The sequence below is a fragment of the Flavobacterium omnivorum genome (assembly GCF_900099915.1).
In the GTDB taxonomy this organism is placed as follows: domain Bacteria; phylum Bacteroidota; class Bacteroidia; order Flavobacteriales; family Flavobacteriaceae; genus Flavobacterium; species Flavobacterium omnivorum.
Map to the genome: position 1 here is coordinate 1 of NZ_FNDB01000031.1, position 16,275 is coordinate 16,275.

At 34.4% G+C, this 16,275-nt stretch carries 12 protein-coding genes; 1 reads left to right on the forward strand and 11 read right to left on the reverse strand.

All coding sequences use genetic code 11. The features are described 5' to 3' along the window. Window positions 1–662: 662 nt before the first annotated feature. From BLS90_RS16300 to BLS90_RS16340, 9 genes are all read right to left on the reverse strand, one after another. Window positions 663–1,799, reverse strand: a complete 1,137-nt coding sequence (locus tag BLS90_RS16300) for a type II secretion system F family protein (RefSeq protein WP_091259511.1) — start codon at window positions 1,797–1,799, stop codon at window positions 663–665. After that, entirely contained in the window at window positions 1,789–2,265 is a 477-nt protein-coding gene (locus BLS90_RS16305) for a PulJ/GspJ family protein (RefSeq protein WP_091259513.1), read from the reverse strand. The genes BLS90_RS16300 and BLS90_RS16305 overlap by 11 nt, the downstream gene beginning before the upstream one ends. After that, complete coding sequence (locus tag BLS90_RS16310; protein ID WP_091259515.1) at window positions 2,258–2,590, reverse strand: hypothetical protein; 333 nt, start codon at window positions 2,588–2,590, stop codon at window positions 2,258–2,260. Before BLS90_RS16310 ends, BLS90_RS16305 begins: the two co-directional genes overlap by 8 nt. After that, window positions 2,578–3,855 carry a hypothetical protein gene (locus BLS90_RS16315; RefSeq protein ID WP_245705133.1) on the reverse strand — a complete coding sequence of 426 codons (1,278 nt, stop codon included), beginning with the start codon at window positions 3,853–3,855 and terminating at the stop codon, window positions 2,578–2,580. The genes BLS90_RS16310 and BLS90_RS16315 overlap by 13 nt, the downstream gene beginning before the upstream one ends. Window positions 3,856–3,863: 8 nt before the next feature. Then, on the reverse strand, window positions 3,864–4,346 hold the full coding sequence (locus tag BLS90_RS16320; RefSeq protein ID WP_091259519.1) for a hypothetical protein: 483 nt from the start codon (window positions 4,344–4,346) through the stop codon (window positions 3,864–3,866). 6 nt (window positions 4,347–4,352) lie between these two features. Further along, a complete protein-coding gene (locus BLS90_RS16325; RefSeq protein ID WP_091259521.1) occupies window positions 4,353–5,288 on the reverse strand; it encodes a hypothetical protein in 936 nt (311 codons plus the stop codon). Window positions 5,289–5,434: 146 nt separating this feature from the next. Beyond that, complete coding sequence (locus BLS90_RS16330; RefSeq protein WP_091259523.1) at window positions 5,435–6,166, reverse strand: hypothetical protein; 732 nt, start codon at window positions 6,164–6,166, stop codon at window positions 5,435–5,437. A gap of 179 nt (window positions 6,167–6,345) precedes the next feature. Continuing rightward, window positions 6,346–8,136, reverse strand: a complete 1,791-nt coding sequence (locus BLS90_RS16335; RefSeq protein ID WP_091259526.1) for a T9SS type B sorting domain-containing protein — start codon at window positions 8,134–8,136, stop codon at window positions 6,346–6,348. An 86-nt stretch (window positions 8,137–8,222) separates the two neighbouring features. Next, window positions 8,223–10,178: a PKD domain-containing protein gene (locus BLS90_RS16340; RefSeq protein WP_091259528.1), complete on the reverse strand. Its 1,956-nt coding sequence runs from the start codon at window positions 10,176–10,178 to the stop codon at window positions 8,223–8,225. Between the two features lie 225 nt (window positions 10,179–10,403). Here BLS90_RS16340 and BLS90_RS16345 point away from each other — a divergent pair, with 225 nt between their 5' ends. Further along, a complete protein-coding gene (locus BLS90_RS16345; RefSeq protein ID WP_091259530.1) occupies window positions 10,404–11,687 on the forward strand; it encodes a DDE-type integrase/transposase/recombinase in 1,284 nt (427 codons plus the stop codon). Between the two features lie 241 nt (window positions 11,688–11,928). Here BLS90_RS16345 and BLS90_RS16350 read toward each other — a convergent pair whose 3' ends face one another. Together BLS90_RS16350 and BLS90_RS16355 are read right to left on the reverse strand one after the other, a co-directional pair. After that, on the reverse strand, window positions 11,929–12,819 hold the full coding sequence (locus tag BLS90_RS16350; protein WP_091259532.1) for an ankyrin repeat domain-containing protein: 891 nt from the start codon (window positions 12,817–12,819) through the stop codon (window positions 11,929–11,931). Between the two features lie 27 nt (window positions 12,820–12,846). Next, window positions 12,847–16,275 (reverse strand): DUF6443 domain-containing protein (locus BLS90_RS16355; RefSeq protein WP_245705134.1); only part of this gene is annotated, 3,429 nt, incomplete at its 5' end.

A 16,275-nucleotide genomic window follows, 5' to 3' on the forward strand; every position in this document is an offset into this window, starting at 1 on the left:
GTCTTTTTCCAATTTAGTTAGTTTTTGTAGAATTCATTTATTCAACTATATTCATCTAACTAAATTTTTAGAAAGCCCTGAAAAAGACTGGGAATTAAATACCAAAAGCGATGGGCAATTGGGTTTGTTTGATGATTATTTAGCAACCGGATAAAATTCGATAGAAGAAACCAAAAATTATATTTTTTAGTACATCGAATTCTCAGGAAAGTAGTAAAAAACAAGCTGAACTAGGTTTAAACCTCGTCAAGCCTTGAAAAACAAAGAAAAAATAACGTTCCGATTATTTTTATCGGACAACAATGTATTTAAATTATATATCTTTTTCAATTATCTTAGAAAATAACTCCAACTATATTCTAAACATTTCTTTTATAATTGCAGATGATTTGTCTAAATTTCCTATTAATTTCATCGTATTTATTTGTCTACTGTATTTCAGTTTGAGATATAAAGACAGTATATTTTCTGTAAGTTTAAACTTTAATTTCAATAAAAATAAAAATTTTTCTTACAAATCGATAATGAATTAACAAAACATTTCACCTTAATAATTTATTAATATTAAAACTAAACAATCGACGAACAATATAAAATTTACTTTGATACAATTCTATAAAACAAATAAAAGGGTATTCTAAATGGCAAAGAGATTGTCTCTTTTAACCAATGGCACTGCTCAACTGGAACATTGGCAAGTACATGGCCACCAATAAAATGGCAACGAGAACTCCCACAAATAGTATAATTAGCGGTTCTAAAACGGTAGTCATTGTTTTGGATTGTTGCACGACCTCCTGATTGTATTGTTCGCTTAGCTGTTTGAAGACATATTCGGTTTGGTTGGTTTCTTCGGCTACTTTGACTAAGGATATAATGCGGTTATCGAACAAGGGATTTTCTTTCAGGCTTGCGCTAAGGCTATTCCCTTTTAAGATGCTATGTTCGACCTTGTCAAGTGCTTCCTGCAACGGCACGAAACGGATCATTTTTTTTACCATTTGAATACTGTTTAATAACGGTACTTTTGCGGTGGTTAACAAGGCTACGGCCTGTGTAAATTGGGCCAAGTACACTTTAGTCATAAATTTTCCTAAAATTGGAATTTTCAATACGAAATGGTGTGTTGTTTTCCGTAATTGTGGATTGTCTTTGAATACTCTACCTAAAATAATTAGTATAAAAATAAACAGTAGTCCATAAATGCCATACGTTTTGGTAGCTGCGGATAATTTGACAATCATCTTTGTTAACATAGGAAGTTCTACATTATTTTGCCTAAAAATATCCTGAAACATGGGGACAACATAGTTTAGCATAAATACTACTACGAAAACTGCCGTAGTTAACACGATCGAAGGGTAGGTGAGTGCAGCTATGATAATTCGTTTTTGCTCGTTTTTGCGTTCGTAAAATAGGCCAAGTTCTTGGCATACTTTGGCCGTTGTTCCGGTTTCTTCCCCTATTTTTATGGAATAGAATTCGTATTCAGAGAATGATTTGGAAGCCCATAAAGCTTCTGAGAAGGGTTTCCCGTTAATCACATCATTGAGTATGGTCTGTATGAGCTCTTGGTCGGTTTTTTTATTTAGGGATTCTACAATTAATGTCAATCCTTCTTTGAAGGTGATTCCGGCTTTGAGTAAAACAGCCAGCTCCATGTAGAATGCTTGTTTCTTCTTGTTATTGAAGCTTTGGCCAAAAAAAACAACCTCTTTTTTTAGCAGGTCTTCTATAGTAGCCCGTTTCTTTTTTTGAGACGCACTTTTGTTCTGGATGTTTTCTAGTTTAAATGCCATTTTCTAAATTCATAAAAAGGGTTGCATCATTTTTTTTTGAAATAAATATTTCATAGTATGGTAGTTCTGCTTGGCACGAAATGGATATTGCATCAGTAGGGCCTTGTTGTATTTCTTTTCCTTTAAAAAGAATTTTATCCAAAGTCAATTTTAGTCTTAAAGTGTCGCTATTTCTTAGCGTATAGTCTTCTTGAAATGAGTACACTACTGTATCCATTTCTGATTCCATATATAAGCTGTTACCGTTCACCTCATATTCAATACTATGCAATTCATTAAAATCCTGCCATAAACGTTGTTCAAAAAGGGCTAGAGAGCTGGTCTTGTCAAAATTTTCCTGAATCGTATGGATTTGTTTTTGGACTAAACGTAATACGCTAAAAGCCATTCCCACAACTATGGCAGTTATGACCATAACAATCAATAGTTCAGAAAGGGTGAACGATTTTATTTTATTTTTACTCATAAATTAGATGTCTCGATATTTTTTTCTGGCTCTTTTCTTTTGTGGCTAAAATGATTAGCGTCTCTAGTGATTCCGTTTTTTCTTTATTAATTTGTATGTTCCAGTCCTTGTAATTTTCTTGATAGGGGAATTTCAGATGCCCATTTTGTATCTCGTATTCTAATTCGTTTAGGTGGTTTTCTATTTGGTGAGTGTTTTTTGAAAACGTATTCAGCAGTAAATTGTTCAATATTAAACTGGCAACCACGAACACAATTACGATCAGTACAGTGGCTACTATTGCTTCGACTAGAGTTGCCGATTTTATTTTTTTTAGTACAACCATTTCATCACGGTTTTTCGCTCTTTCTCGAAGACTATCCCGCCAAAAAAGGCAGGAACATTTTCGTTTTCGATGGTTCCTTCATAAATATGGTTTATGAATATTGAACCTGCTTGATTGGCTATAAATTGTTTGGTGTAAACTGATCCGGAAACTGTTCCTTTTAGTTCAAAATTCCCGTTGCAATACACCTGCCCTTTTATTCTGGATTGTTTTTCCAATACTATTTGTGTATTGTAATCACTTTCGGTTTTAGTCTGTAAATAACAGACACTGCCTTTGATTATGGAAGCTGCATCGATAAAAATTTGGTTATCGAAAGGAATGTTCGATATGTTAATTTTTGGAAGCTTGTTGTCTTGATATAGCACCAAAGCGGAAGGGTAATTTAGAGTGCAGTCTTTACCTACTGTAATTCTTTTTGTGGCAAGAGCTTGAAAATTACCCGTAGTACCCGATTCTATTTCTATAATTGGGGCAATTACAATCAGGTCTTTCAAGAGTGCTGTCTTTTTGATGATGATTAATGTATCTGATTTGATGACTATGTTTCCTGTAAAAGTGACATCCTTCAAAACCAGTACATCTTTTGAGTAAACATTTTTTGTCCTTGCCTTGAAAGAGTTGACCAGTCTTCGAGTTGCCTCTAAATTAATGTAATCCTCCTGCTTGCGGGGTTTATATTCGTTGTTATAAAAAGCTAGTTGGTCAAGAGTCTTTTTGTGTAGTTGTGGGAGTTCGGATGCGCTGCGTTCTATTTTGCCGTAGATTAATTGGGAGCCATAATAACTATTTCCAGCTATATATCCAGATTTGACCCCCTGCGAAGGTAAATAGGCAGTTCCTTTGATTTTGGTATTGCCCACCAAAGTTAGCGGATTTAATATTTCTTGTAGAAATAGAGTAGGCGAATTCGCCGCACTACTCGTTGAGCCAATAATAGCCAATTTTGTAAATATCTTTTTTCTGTGTTGGGTTACAGCCACCGCTTTTTCAAAAATGCCCCAGGGGGATACTTGCACTTTTACAGTCTGTTTTTCTTTATTTATGAAATCTATGGTTAGGGTATCTTTGCTGATTTCTGACTGTTCTAAAAGGTAGGCTATAGCAGTATCTGAAAGTTGAATGTTTTCGATTGCAGCTTTCGACTGCTCTTTCATGTAGCCAAAGGTATAGGCATACAATATGAGCCCGCTTAAAAGTAAGGCGATTAATACGGCGACAAAAACGGTAAACTGTAAGGCCCCTGATTTAAGTTTGTGATTCAACTGTATTTTCACTCCGCTAACATTATGAGGTTTAGATTTCCTTTATATTTCACATACACAGATTCTCTGTCCCCTTCCTTCAAAAACACTTCGTTTTCAGTTTCCCCTTTTTTCATCAGACAGGTTTTTCCGCCAATGATTAGCATGTAAATCTTGATCTTGTCCTTGGTGTCCGATACAATTCCTTTATATAGAATAGGGGGCCAAATAAGGGGTTCTTCAATTTGTGGTTCTTTCCTTGTTTTAGAAGTTTTTTTAGAAGTAACGTTATTTTGTGGTGCAAACATTTTTCCTAGAAAGGGATCTCTGTAATTTACATTTATTGAAAAGGTATCTCTTTCTGTAATTGTTAAAGTTTTTATTTGAAATTCAGTTGAAGTTAGTTGCTGAGTTTCTTTAGTGTTTGCAAAAGAAAAAAACTGGTACATCACAGCTCCCCATATGAAAAGTACAACAGGCAACAGGATATAGATATTTTTTTTGTTTTTCATTGGGATTTAATTTATAGTAAAACTAAAAACTGCGCTTTTGTTGCTGACGTTTCCCGCTTGGTCAAATGATTTTACGTACCAATAAAATATTCCCAAATCAAGATTTGTGACAAAAGGACTATTTGCTTCTTTTTTTTGTTGTAAAGAGTTTAATGCACTATCGGTATAGATGTAAATACTATCCTTTTCTATACTTCCCAAAATTGGGGTTCTGGTCCATTGAAAACTAAAACTTTTATTTGCTGTCGTGCTTGCATTTGCGGGGCTGGACAAAACAGGATTATTAGGTGCTGTTGTGTCCACCAAAATAGAACGGGAGGAGTCAGGCGTTTTTTGTGTTCCATTATTAGCCCTGACCCTCCATTGATAAGTGCCTTCTGGAAAAGTAAAATTTAAGCTTGTCCCTGTAATAGATTGGTCGCTGATTATATTATTACTACCATCTATTACTTTGATTTGGTAAGCAGAAGCATCCATTATAGGTTGCCAACTTAGGCTTTGTACTGCCGTTTTTGTAATTAAATTACTGACAGGAGTATTTAAAATCACGATATTACTTTGAAAATCGGCATTGTTGACGACTGTAAAGAAACTACTTGAATAATTAGTGCTGTAGGATTCGTTGCTGGCTTGTACTCGCCATTCGTACGAACCAATAGCGAGCTGATGGGTGAAACTAGTATTTGTAATAATGGTATCTAAAACGATCTGTAACGGATCAGTAAAATTTGGTTTTGCGATTTGCAGTTTATATTTTGTGGCCTCTTGAACCGTTTCCCAGGTAAAGGTTACTCCTGTTGAAAAAAACTGAGCATTATTTACCGGAGCAACCAGTATGACTTCATTTTTTGAAATATCCTTCTCGAAGAGTATTTCTTCACAAGAAGTAAGCAATAAAAAACAGCCGCCGAGAAGAAATTTAGATAGTGTGGATTTAGTCATTTGTAGTTTGTTATTCGTTTAATAGATTTAGTATAGACAACAATTCTCAATACATTTTTATTCCATTTCATAGTACAAAAAAGGAAATCGAACTCAGCCTTTGACTGGGTTCTGGGTAGTCTAATAATTAAGAACAAGTGATCAATTTACATTCGATACAAGCTTTTTGATTTTTTCTTTTCAGAGATTCTGGATTCTGTATTTCCTTTGCAGCGACTACGACCTTCCGTCATATCGGCAATATACCATTTGCCTCTTTCTGTAGCACCCCAGCAAAAATGGCTAAGTCGATAGCCAATGACTGTTCCTGAATTTAGATCAATCGTTTCTATTTTCTTACCTAGTTTATACAAAGAGAGAGCGTATTTAGTGTCTTGATAATTTGTCAAGTAGTAAGTGTCTGCCAGTCTTATTTTGGCTATTTCATCGGCTGATAAATAGAGAGCTATACTTGAAATGATTTCTAAATTTTGTGTGTCGTTCAACAATTTAAATGCATCAGCATTATAGTCGGCATTCAGTTCTTTTACAAAACCTGTAACATCGAGCAATTGAATCTTGACCAATTCCGGTTTTGAAGGAAGACTGTCAATATATGTTACTTTCGATTGATTTTGATTAAATTTTGCTTTAGTGGTATAAATCTTATTTAGCCTTTTGTTAAATGGAATTGGCTCTACCGAGACCCTGATTTTGTTTTCTAACTTAGGTAATGTTCTCGCATCGAAATCGTTTTGGAGGTTCAATACAGATTTTGATTGTCCGATACTCCCTAATTCGGTTGTGGTAGGGGAGATCATGTATCGGTCATTTTTGATTAATGTCGATTGACATGCCGAGAAAACCAGTAGCAGTAATATAGAAAAGCTATTTTTCATATGTAGATAATATTTTTTTTGGAACATTTAATTGATGACTTACTATAATGTTTTATTTGTATCATTGAACTTAGTTTCGTTTAAGCCCCTTCGTGGTTTACGATGAATCCGTATATGCTCACTTCATTTTTTAAAATATGTAGTAAAAGTAATAAAATTGTTTTCTGTTTGCGTACATTTTATCGTTTTAAAGAAAAATGGTCTTTAAGGATTCGTCCGTCTTCCACTTGTACTGAATACCAATAATCCGTTGTAGGCATTTGCTGCCCGTTGAAAGTGCCGTTCCATCCTTGGGATGTCGGTTTGATTTGTGTTATTAATTTTCCATAACGATCAAAAATATAAATTATAGTTTTTGTATTAAAAGAAGCATTAACACCTTTTATATTCCAATAATCGTTGATGCCATCACCGTTTGGAGTAAAGTAATTTGGAATTCCTAAGACAGCCACTTCTTTTGGAACCACGCCACATCCATTTAAATCTCTAATAAAAACGGTATGAATTCCTGCATTTACATTAGAGAAAACATTTTCTTCTTGATAAGATCCGAATTCATCATCAAGTCCATAGACATAATTACCTGATCCGGTTACAGTAACGGTAATGCTATTTGAGGAGGCTAAATCAATGATGTCTATATCTGTAATTTTAGCGCTGTCGGAAGCTAATACCGTTATTTTTCTTGTTCTTGAGCAACCTTCGCTATTTGTAACTTCAACGGTATAAACCCCTTCTTTATTTACGGTTAAAGTATAAGCGGTTTCACCAACAATAGGTGAATCGTTAAAATTCCATATATAAGTATAATTAGCCTCTGTGGATGGGTCAAAAAGGCCAGCATCAATATCCTTGGTAAAAGTTGGCAAGTTACTACATACTAATTGATCACCAGTTAGCACAATATTGGGAATTGGGTTAACTACAAATGGAATTGTTAAACTCGCCGTACAAGTAGTATTTAAAGGATTAATAACTTCAACTGTTACATCTTGTGATGATGTAACAAATGGATTGGGTAATGGGCTTGGAAGGGAGTTGTTATTTGCATCAAAATATTTCACAATCCTATTCGATTGTCCTCCAAGAATCGTGTTTTGAAAACTAGAGGTGTCAAAAGCATATTTCCCGTCTTGTGTGCGAGGATCTACTTCATCATCGCAAATAGTTGTTAAGGTTTTTGAAACTGGAAAAGCTTCGGGTAAATCATCTATTATAAATTTCACCGTTGAATCATATGAACAAGCCTTTGCCGTATTGTTTTTCACAACTACTTTGAGCGTTTGTGAAGCTGTTACAAATGGATTTGGCAATGGACTGGACAATTGCACATTGTTTTGATCAAAATAAGAAACCGTCACATTAGTCAATCCATTTAATAAATTAGTCTGAATTAATGAAGTATCGAAGGCATACAGCCCATCTTGATTATCATCACAATGTGTTTGGGTAATTGGTTCTATGATAGGAATTGATTCTACGGTTAGTGAAATATAACTTCCCAACCCTAAACAATCATTGTTTAATCTACTGTCTACCCGAACATAGATGTTTTGAGTATTAGGATAGCCTGTGTTTCTGTAGTTCGTAATATTAGTAATCGTATTTTTTTCGGAAAGTGCATCAGCTAGATTTCTATAGTAGCTTATGTCCAATACTTGACCGATAGGGAAAATGGATTGAATTTCATTGGTTATACTACTAAAATCAAAGGAAGCGATTCCATCAACATTGGTTCCCAAAAGAACATCGTCACACTGGGTAAAAGTCTTGATGAAATTCAAAGGAATTTGAGTGGTGGAAACTATCAGATTCAGTTGAGTGATGCTAAAACAGTCATTGCTGTTGGCTACACGTACATACACTTTGTCATTGCTAACGACTCGATTGGTGTAAGTTGTGGTATTTAGAATAGGATTGACATTGTTTTGTGCTTCAACTGCTGTTCGGAAAAAAGTAATCGTTTCCATTGAAGCATTAGCAGTTATTTTATCAATGGCTTCTTCTAAATTAAATGCACTAAAACCATCAATATCATCATCGCATTGTTTTAAATCTAATATTTGGTAACTAAGGGTAAAGCTAAAACTTCAATTTTAAAAGAGGTTGGGACAGCGCAATTTACATTGTCGTTATTGACCATTTTTACGTAAATAGTTTCGATAGGATTCGTGTTTTGAAAGGCTGTAGGGTTTGTAATATTTTGGGTTAAAGAAGCATCTTTAAAATAATAAAGCGAAAATTGGGTTCCCGATTGACCATTTAAAAGAGTCATTTCTTGTAAAGTTAAATCGAAAAATATGAGACCGTCGGTATCAGTTCCAACACTCGTGTTATCGCAACTGCTTAGGCTAGGAAGGTCTAAATTTGGTTTAGGCATCTCAAATACATCAATGTCAAAGCTGGTAGTGCTTTTGCAGCTTCCATTTTCCTTGTTCGAAACTTTGGCAATTATAGTTTGTTGTTGGTAAGCTATTGCATTCTCATAATTATTTGGTGTAGAAATAGAGTTGTTATTGTCATAATTCGCAACATTGGCATAGTAGGTTACGGTATATAAATTGGGGTTTTGTCCATTTAATATTGCTGTATTTTGAGTAGTTAGATCAAAACTGTAAATACCATCATTGTTGCTGTCACAAACCATTAGGTTTTGTGGTTGTGTCGCAGTAGGAATTTTTGAAATAATAATATCCCTCGTCTTAGTAGTTGTGTCACTTCCGCTTAAGGCAGCAACTGAGACAGTATAAGTACCGGCTGTTGCATAAATATGGTTAGGACTTATATCTGTTGATGTATTACCGTCGCCAAAATTCCAGTTTGCAGAAGTGGTGTTTTGATTTCCACTTAATGAAAAAGAAGATACTTCTCCCACACAATTATTGTTTAAATTAATTCCAACATTAAAAAAAGAAGTGATAAATGGGGGTAACCCAAAATAATTAGAACTTCCGTTTGTTAACAACACTGCATTTAAATCAAAATTACAAGCAGCACCCAAGACATCTGGATTATTAATAGCAAATAAGTTATCTTGCCATAGGACGGTCCCATATATTTTTCCGTCAGGGCCTAATTGTAATGCTCCTAAATAATTTAAACTTGTGTACCTGTTATATATTGTAATTGCAGAAGCCTCAATATCAGCAGCTGTCAAGTCAAATTGAATTAACTTATCATTAGATGTATATCCGCCATATGTAATATAGGCTATATTACCAGAGGGCGAAAACTCAACTCCATAATTTGAAATGTCTGGAGTAGAGAGGATTACTTTAGGATTACTTATTATTCCGGTTGTGGCATCAAAATCATATAACTCTACATTAATAAACCCATTACAGCTTATTAATTTAGTACCATCAGGAGAAAATTTTAAATACCCAATAGTAAAATTTTCATTGCTATCTATTGATGTGCCAACACTACTTATAACTGCTGTGCTATTTACACCAGTCGCAGTAACATTGTAAGCTAAAAAGTTGTTGCCGCCATATTCATGGGCAACGACCCAGTATTCATTTCCATTTTTATTTTTGACAGCGGTAATTTTTTCAGTAGAAGGCGTAAATAGCTGTATGTTTTTATTTAAAGTAACATCGCCTAATCCACCGTTTAAACTTAAATTTACTTCAGAGTAACAGACGCCTTTAGCGCGACCTAATTCTGTTACAGTGAAAATGTAGTACATATTTGGGTCATTGGGTTTAGGTATTATGATTGCAGATTGTGTGCTGGATGAATCTCCAAATAAGTTAGTGCCATTTGGCATTATTTGATGATTTTTGTTCCAAACAGAGACACCATCAGTATAAAATAATAATTGCCCACTTGCATTTGAAATAGTTGCGCAGCCTTCTTGTGTAACTAATTGCCCATCAGCGAGAGCTACTGGACTACCGCTATTAAAATCTAAACCTGCATTTTGACCAAAATACCAGATATTGGCTTCGCCTTGGGCAAAACACCCTAAAGAAAGGAATAGTACTATAATAAGCAGTGTTTTTTTCATATTTTAACAGAATAATTCTCGTAAAAATAAACATTTTATCTTAAAAAAAAGATAAAAATACACAGTGAAATGTGTGGTTTTGTTAATGAAGTCCTGCTTTAAGCATTAAAGAGAAATAAGATTACAAATGAGTGCTATAAAAGTGATTTATGTTTAATAGCTGACATTGACGGTTTGTTTTTTGAGCAATAGCACTCTATCGCAAATCTATATAAATTTTTATTTATGATTTATTCTCCCTCTCGTATTTCTTGGGACAGCAATGTCAAACACTACATTAGAAACGGTTTATATAATAACTTACCAATTGCTATAATGTCCCAAATTCCAAAAACAAACAAGCACAGATGGGAACGAGAAAGTGATGATAAATATTTGGGCTGTGAAGTGGCTACATTTATAAAAGAAGAATTAGAACTCATAAAAAGAACGGGAGAATCTAGAAATGCCAAAAAATTAATGGAGGGGTATTTCAAATTATCCGATACCTATCATGAAATTATCAGCTCCGTTAAAGGAGTTAAGCATCAGCTAGCTCTACAAAAAGAGAAAATGGTTAATGCCATCGAAATGGTAAAAGACCTAGTTCCTGTTGAGACTGCATTAAGAGTCTTCAATATTTCAAGAGCCACCTATCATAATTACAAAACCTTGGTCATTAATAAATGCGACTCCTCGTACTTTTTGTGGTGTGTGAAACACTATCCCCATCAATTATTAAAAAAGGAAATTTTGCAAATCAAAAAGTATATGGAAAATGATGACTATACATATTGGTCCAAGTCTTCCATCTATTTACTAGCATTACGGAATGCGGATGTTTCCATTTGTTTAACTAGTTGGTACAAATACACCAAATTGTTGGGCTATACCGCTTCGAGACATTTACAGCCTAAAAAAATATATTCTTCGTTGACAAGCTTTAGACCCAACGAAATTTGGTGTGCAGATGTAACGATATTGAAAACGGCTGATGAGAAAAAACACTACATTCATTTTTTGATGGATCATTATTCTAAGATGATTTTGGGTTACAGCGTTGAAAACAGGTCCAGCCCAAAAGCGATTAAAAACTTATTGAAGAAAGCCTATTTAAAACACAAAAACAATAGCCCCATTACTTTTGTCACCGATGGCGGTGTGGAAAATGTAAATACCACAATTCAGGAATTTTTGAACACGACCGATCAAGACATCAAACACTTGATTGCCCAAAAAGACATCCCTTTTTCTAACTCTAAAATTGAGGCTTTCAATAAAATTATCAAGCACCAGTTTTTACTGCCTCGAAATTTAGAAAACAGAAAGCAACTTATACATGCTCTAGCCGAAGATGTACCAACTTACAACACGATACGCCCGCAATTTTCCTTGGAAGGAAATACTCCAACAGAAACTTTTGAAGGAAATATAATAGACCTGAAAAGCTACAAAACCCATTTTGAGGAGCAAAAAAGATGGAGAGTGATGCTAAACCAGCAAAATAAGTGCAAAAACTGTGAGTCGTAATACTAAAACAAAATAAAAAAAAACTAATACCAGATTCATATCTAGTATTAGGTTTTCTATTTTGTTATTCTGAAACTTCGAGACTTTTTTATTTCGACAATATTATAATAACTACCTCATTTTTAAGATAATTCCTTAAATGGATCGCTTTTTTATAAAAGAATCGTGTGAGGAGCACGGCTTTGTTTGACTGTAAAAATTGCAAATATTTCTTATAGTTGATTCAAAATCTAAATGCTGATTAATATTTGTTTATATATTGCATCCAATTATCTGGATATTTCTTTTTAATCTTTTTCAATGTCTTTTCTGGAATAGGCTCTTCAAAATAATTAAGTCCTTTATTTTTTAGATATTGTATAATTTGTTTCTTTTGCTGAAATTCTGTTGATTCCAAATCAAAAACACATTGTCGTAAAGCCTTTAAAATGTAAATATTTCGACCTTTTGAATCTTTTGACATTGGTAAATTGTAATTAGCTCCCCTCTGGATTAAATAAAGAGCAACGTCCATTTTGTCTAATGTAAGTGATAATCCAAGAGGCAAGTCTGTATGTCCTTCATTATAATAATTTAAATCTGCACCGGCATCAATTAACAATTTTACTTTTTCAAGGCTAGTAGAATCATAGTATGAAATAGCAGAAGTCAATGCTGTTTTTCTTGCTTGGTCTCCATTTTTTGTTTGAACATTTTCTCTAGAATTTGGATTGCCTTTATACTTCAAAAGTAATTTCAAATAATTTATATCACTACTTTTCGAAGCACATATCATTGCAGTCTCTCCTGCATAAGAATCACCTAAATTTGGGTCTGCTCCTAAATATAATAAAAGATTTACACTTTTATACTTGTTGTTTTTTATTCCTAACATTAACAATGTACTTCCAAATTTGGGTTCTTTATAATTTGGGTTTGTTTTTTTTAAATTTATTTCTTCTTTTATTAATGTGAGATTTTCATCTTCAACAGCCTTAGCTAAATTCCAAACTGGTGTATCTTGAAATAACCTGATGTCATTTCCTAAAAGTTCACTCTTATTTATTTTACTTTCTCTATTATTTACTTTTTCTTCTTTATTATTACAGCTAACTGCTATAAATAAAATTATCAATATGATTTTGTTTTTCATTACATTTTATTATTTGATGCTATCTAATTAATGAAAGCTTGGAGGGGTTAATGCTTGTTTAATAGTATTCCACATACTTTGAATAGCTGTTGGTTGAGACAATGAATCTATAACAGAATTAATACTATGTCCATTATAAATTCCACTTGCATTTCTAGGGCTTAAAAAATGTTTTTCTCCGCCAGCTGTTGGTACTAATGAAGAATTAACTACTTGTTGAATTCCATTTAATGGGTCAGTTGACATTATATAAGCATGTGTATCTGATTTTTTTGTTATACCACCAGTAAACATCGAAACTCCAGCCGCATTAAAAGTAATAGCACTATCACCAGTTGCTATAGCATTGGCTTCAGCGAGACCACCACCAAGTGAATGCCCAGTAAAGGTAATTTCGCCATCCAGTCCTTTTTCAAGTGTTTTAGCATTTCCAACTGATTGACTATATTGCTCAGAAGCACCAGCTAATTGAGTTCCATTATTCGTCCAGTCCTTTCCATCTTCTGTTCCTGCTGTTGCATAGGTATATTCTGTTTTTCCATCGACAGTTCGTTCATATAATGCAGATTTAAAACCTGTTTTTTCATTGCTGTAATTTAGACTTGACATTGCAGTAGAAGATTTCCATCCGCCTTGTAACTCTACTTTATCATTTTTGTCAGCATAAACATGTTTTGCCATTAATGCAGCCTCTAATGGAGTTGGTTTAGCCATCATCCCATCAGGGTCAATAAAAAAGACTGGATTATTAAGAGCATAGGTATAAGGAGAAAAGCGTCTTGACTTTTCCGCTAGTGGGTCAATGTTCATCCAACGTCCTAATGCAGGTTCATAATTTCTAGCATGATAGTCATACATGTTAAGTCCCAGCTCATCTTGCAGCTCTTTTCCGTTGTATTTATACTTTAACGCACCATTAGTAGAAGATATTGTATTACCGTAGCCAGCGTGTTTCAATCCAAAAGGGTAATAGTTATTTTCCTCTTGTATTGTTAAGCTCTTGTCATAGCTTACACGTATGTTGCCTAGATGATCTTTGTACTGGTACACATATTTGTAAGAACTTCCAGTAGGTTCTATATAGCCTTCGGCAGTAGGTAAAAACTCTAAATTTGTCACAGCAATAGTCTTACTAGTAGGAGAGGATGAAAATGTTCTTTTGTATTGAAATCCATCTAGATAATAAGTATCTACAGTTGTTGTGGTTTGAGTTGTTGAATTATAAGTGTGTATTGTTTTTTGTAATTTTTTTCCAATTGAATTATAAATGTAATTAATATATGGAGAACCTTTAGTGCTAAATGTAATTTTGGTAGGTAAGTTCAGGTGGTTGTAGGTTATGGCTGTAATGTTTTTATTGTTGTCCTTGATCATATTACCATTGGCATCATAGTCATAATCATTTACAGTATTTGAAGCACTGTCTTTAAACTCATTTATAAAACTGCCATTGTTCACTTTTACATCTGTAACTTTCATCAATTGATTACTTGCCGTAGACTTATAATCATAGGCAAGATCATCAATTAAAACAGGTGTGGCGTCATTTAAACTTCCATAACGTAAAAGTGTTTTTATGTTGCCATTGGCATCATAGGTAAGCTTTTCATCATAAGCATTTACCACACTCCCTTTTTTGTACAAGGCTTCGCTCAAGCGGTTAATAGCGTCGTATTTATATCCGTAAGTTCTCAATACGTTATCAGTACTTGTCGTCCAATGGGTTTCGGCTATGTTTCCGTTATAAAGTGCACTTACCCCTTCAATTCCACTTGATAAAATATTATAATTGATCTTAAAAGCAAATAAATCTTTCGGATCAGTTCCTTGCTGCAAGGCCGCAACCTTATTGATCTCTGTCAACCATCCTCGGATGTTATAACTATAGTCTATTTTTTGGGTTTTTGCTCCTACTTCTTTTGCTTTGAGTTGTCCTAATTCGTCGTATTCATTACTAACCAGCAACTCAGCAGTTAATGTTCCAATTTGGTGGTTTTGAGTCAGCAACCTGCCTTGTGGCGAATAGGTAAAGACTTCTTTTATCATCAATTCACTATCACTAAAGAGTCTTTTATGGTAAGTAGTATTATATTCTGGCTTACCTGTAAAATCAAGCTTACTATCAATATAGGTATAGCCTTCTAAAAAGTTGCTCGTATAGCTTCGGATAGGTCTGCCTTTTAAATCATACAAGGAGTATGCCAACTCATTGGCATATTGTGTACTCGCTTGTAATACACGTGTCCAAGAACCCGTTGGCAGGCCTTTGGGTTTTACTTTATTGTTATAATAAACGTCTTGCGTCTCAATGGTTGCAGGTATAGCTGGGGCATTAAGGTAATTGTAATCATCAAAATAAGAAACCGTCAAAACATGATACCCTGATGTTGGCCAAGCAACATTGCTATATCTAAAAGAAACACCATTGATCATAGTATCTGTGCTCGCATTTTTGGTTTCGCTAAAAGTAGTAGTGATGGCATTGTGACTATTTTGCAATGCTGTTCTATCAGCTGAGGAGACAGCTGCTTGCATCCATGCTGTAAGGACAGGGCGATTAAAGACATCGTATTTGATAATCATCCAGCCATTCGTTTGTCCAAGATCATTAAATGGCGATAAAGCAGGGCCTGTGGCTACCACTCTATCTAATTTGTCATATACAATATACTCCCATTGTTTACCAGGTAGTTTCTTTTCTACCAAGCGGTTACGGTAATCGTATTTGTACTGGTAGCATAGGTTGCTTAGTGTGGTAGCTTCAAAGGCTCCATTGGCCAATGGCGGGATTACATAGGTCAAATTACCATAGATGTCATAAATATAATAAGTGTCGTGGGACACTTCGGTTGCAGTAATTACACCAAGGGTATTAGTGTAATTAGAATACGTTCTTTTTAAAATTACACGTCCTTCTTTATCTTTAAATTCTTCAGTAGTATTATTTTTTCCACTTGTCCAGTTTTCGTCTTTAGTAATGGTTTTGTAAAGTTCGTTAGGAGAGTAAAATCCATTATTGACAGTATTTACTGATAGTGATGGAGTATAGGTGTTGTTCGCAAAAGAAAGGGCAACGAGATATAGTTTGACTTCACCAGCTATATTGGTCTGATACTCCAGTTTGATGGTATGGTTGTTTGCCATTGCCCAATCATTTCCGGGTGCCGCTTGCTTCTGTACTCTGTTTAGCGGAGATGGTTCAAATTGCTTTTGGGAATAAGGATTAATATCAGCAGTAGTCAAATTAGGAAAATCTGCATCATATTTAGTGTTATCATAAAAAGTAGCAATATCTGACACTGCATTCATACGATATGTTCCATCACTAACAGCAGTATAAGGCAAGTAATCCTTGTCTTGTCTACCAAAACCATCGTAAATAATTGGAGTGATGATATCCTCTCCATTTCCGCCTTGTCCAATAGCAATAGTCTGCATAGGACGACCTAGTCCATC

What these genes read in the sequence shown, in the direction of transcription:
- BLS90_RS16305 (WP_091259513.1), bottom strand. Translation starts at nt 2,265, where the DNA reads ATGAGTAAAAATAAAATAAAATCGTTCACCCTTTCTGAACTATTGATT.
- BLS90_RS16310 (WP_091259515.1), bottom strand. Translation starts at nt 2,590, where the DNA reads ATGGTTGTACTAAAAAAAATAAAATCGGCAACTCTAGTCGAAGCAATA.
- BLS90_RS16325 (WP_091259521.1), bottom strand. Translation starts at nt 5,288, where the DNA reads ATGACTAAATCCACACTATCTAAATTTCTTCTCGGCGGCTGTTTTTTA.
- BLS90_RS16345 (WP_091259530.1), top strand. Translation starts at nt 10,404, where the DNA reads ATGATTTATTCTCCCTCTCGTATTTCTTGGGACAGCAATGTCAAACAC.
- BLS90_RS16300 (WP_091259511.1), bottom strand. Translation starts at nt 1,799, where the DNA reads ATGGCATTTAAACTAGAAAACATCCAGAACAAAAGTGCGTCTCAAAAA.
- BLS90_RS16335 (WP_091259526.1), bottom strand. Translation starts at nt 8,136, where the DNA reads ATGGAAACGATTACTTTTTTCCGAACAGCAGTTGAAGCACAAAACAAT.
- BLS90_RS16350 (WP_091259532.1), bottom strand. Translation starts at nt 12,819, where the DNA reads ATGAAAAACAAAATCATATTGATAATTTTATTTATAGCAGTTAGCTGT.
- BLS90_RS16320 (WP_091259519.1), bottom strand. Translation starts at nt 4,346, where the DNA reads ATGAAAAACAAAAAAAATATCTATATCCTGTTGCCTGTTGTACTTTTC.
- BLS90_RS16340 (WP_091259528.1), bottom strand. Translation starts at nt 10,178, where the DNA reads ATGAAAAAAACACTGCTTATTATAGTACTATTCCTTTCTTTAGGGTGT.
- BLS90_RS16330 (WP_091259523.1), bottom strand. Translation starts at nt 6,166, where the DNA reads ATGAAAAATAGCTTTTCTATATTACTGCTACTGGTTTTCTCGGCATGT.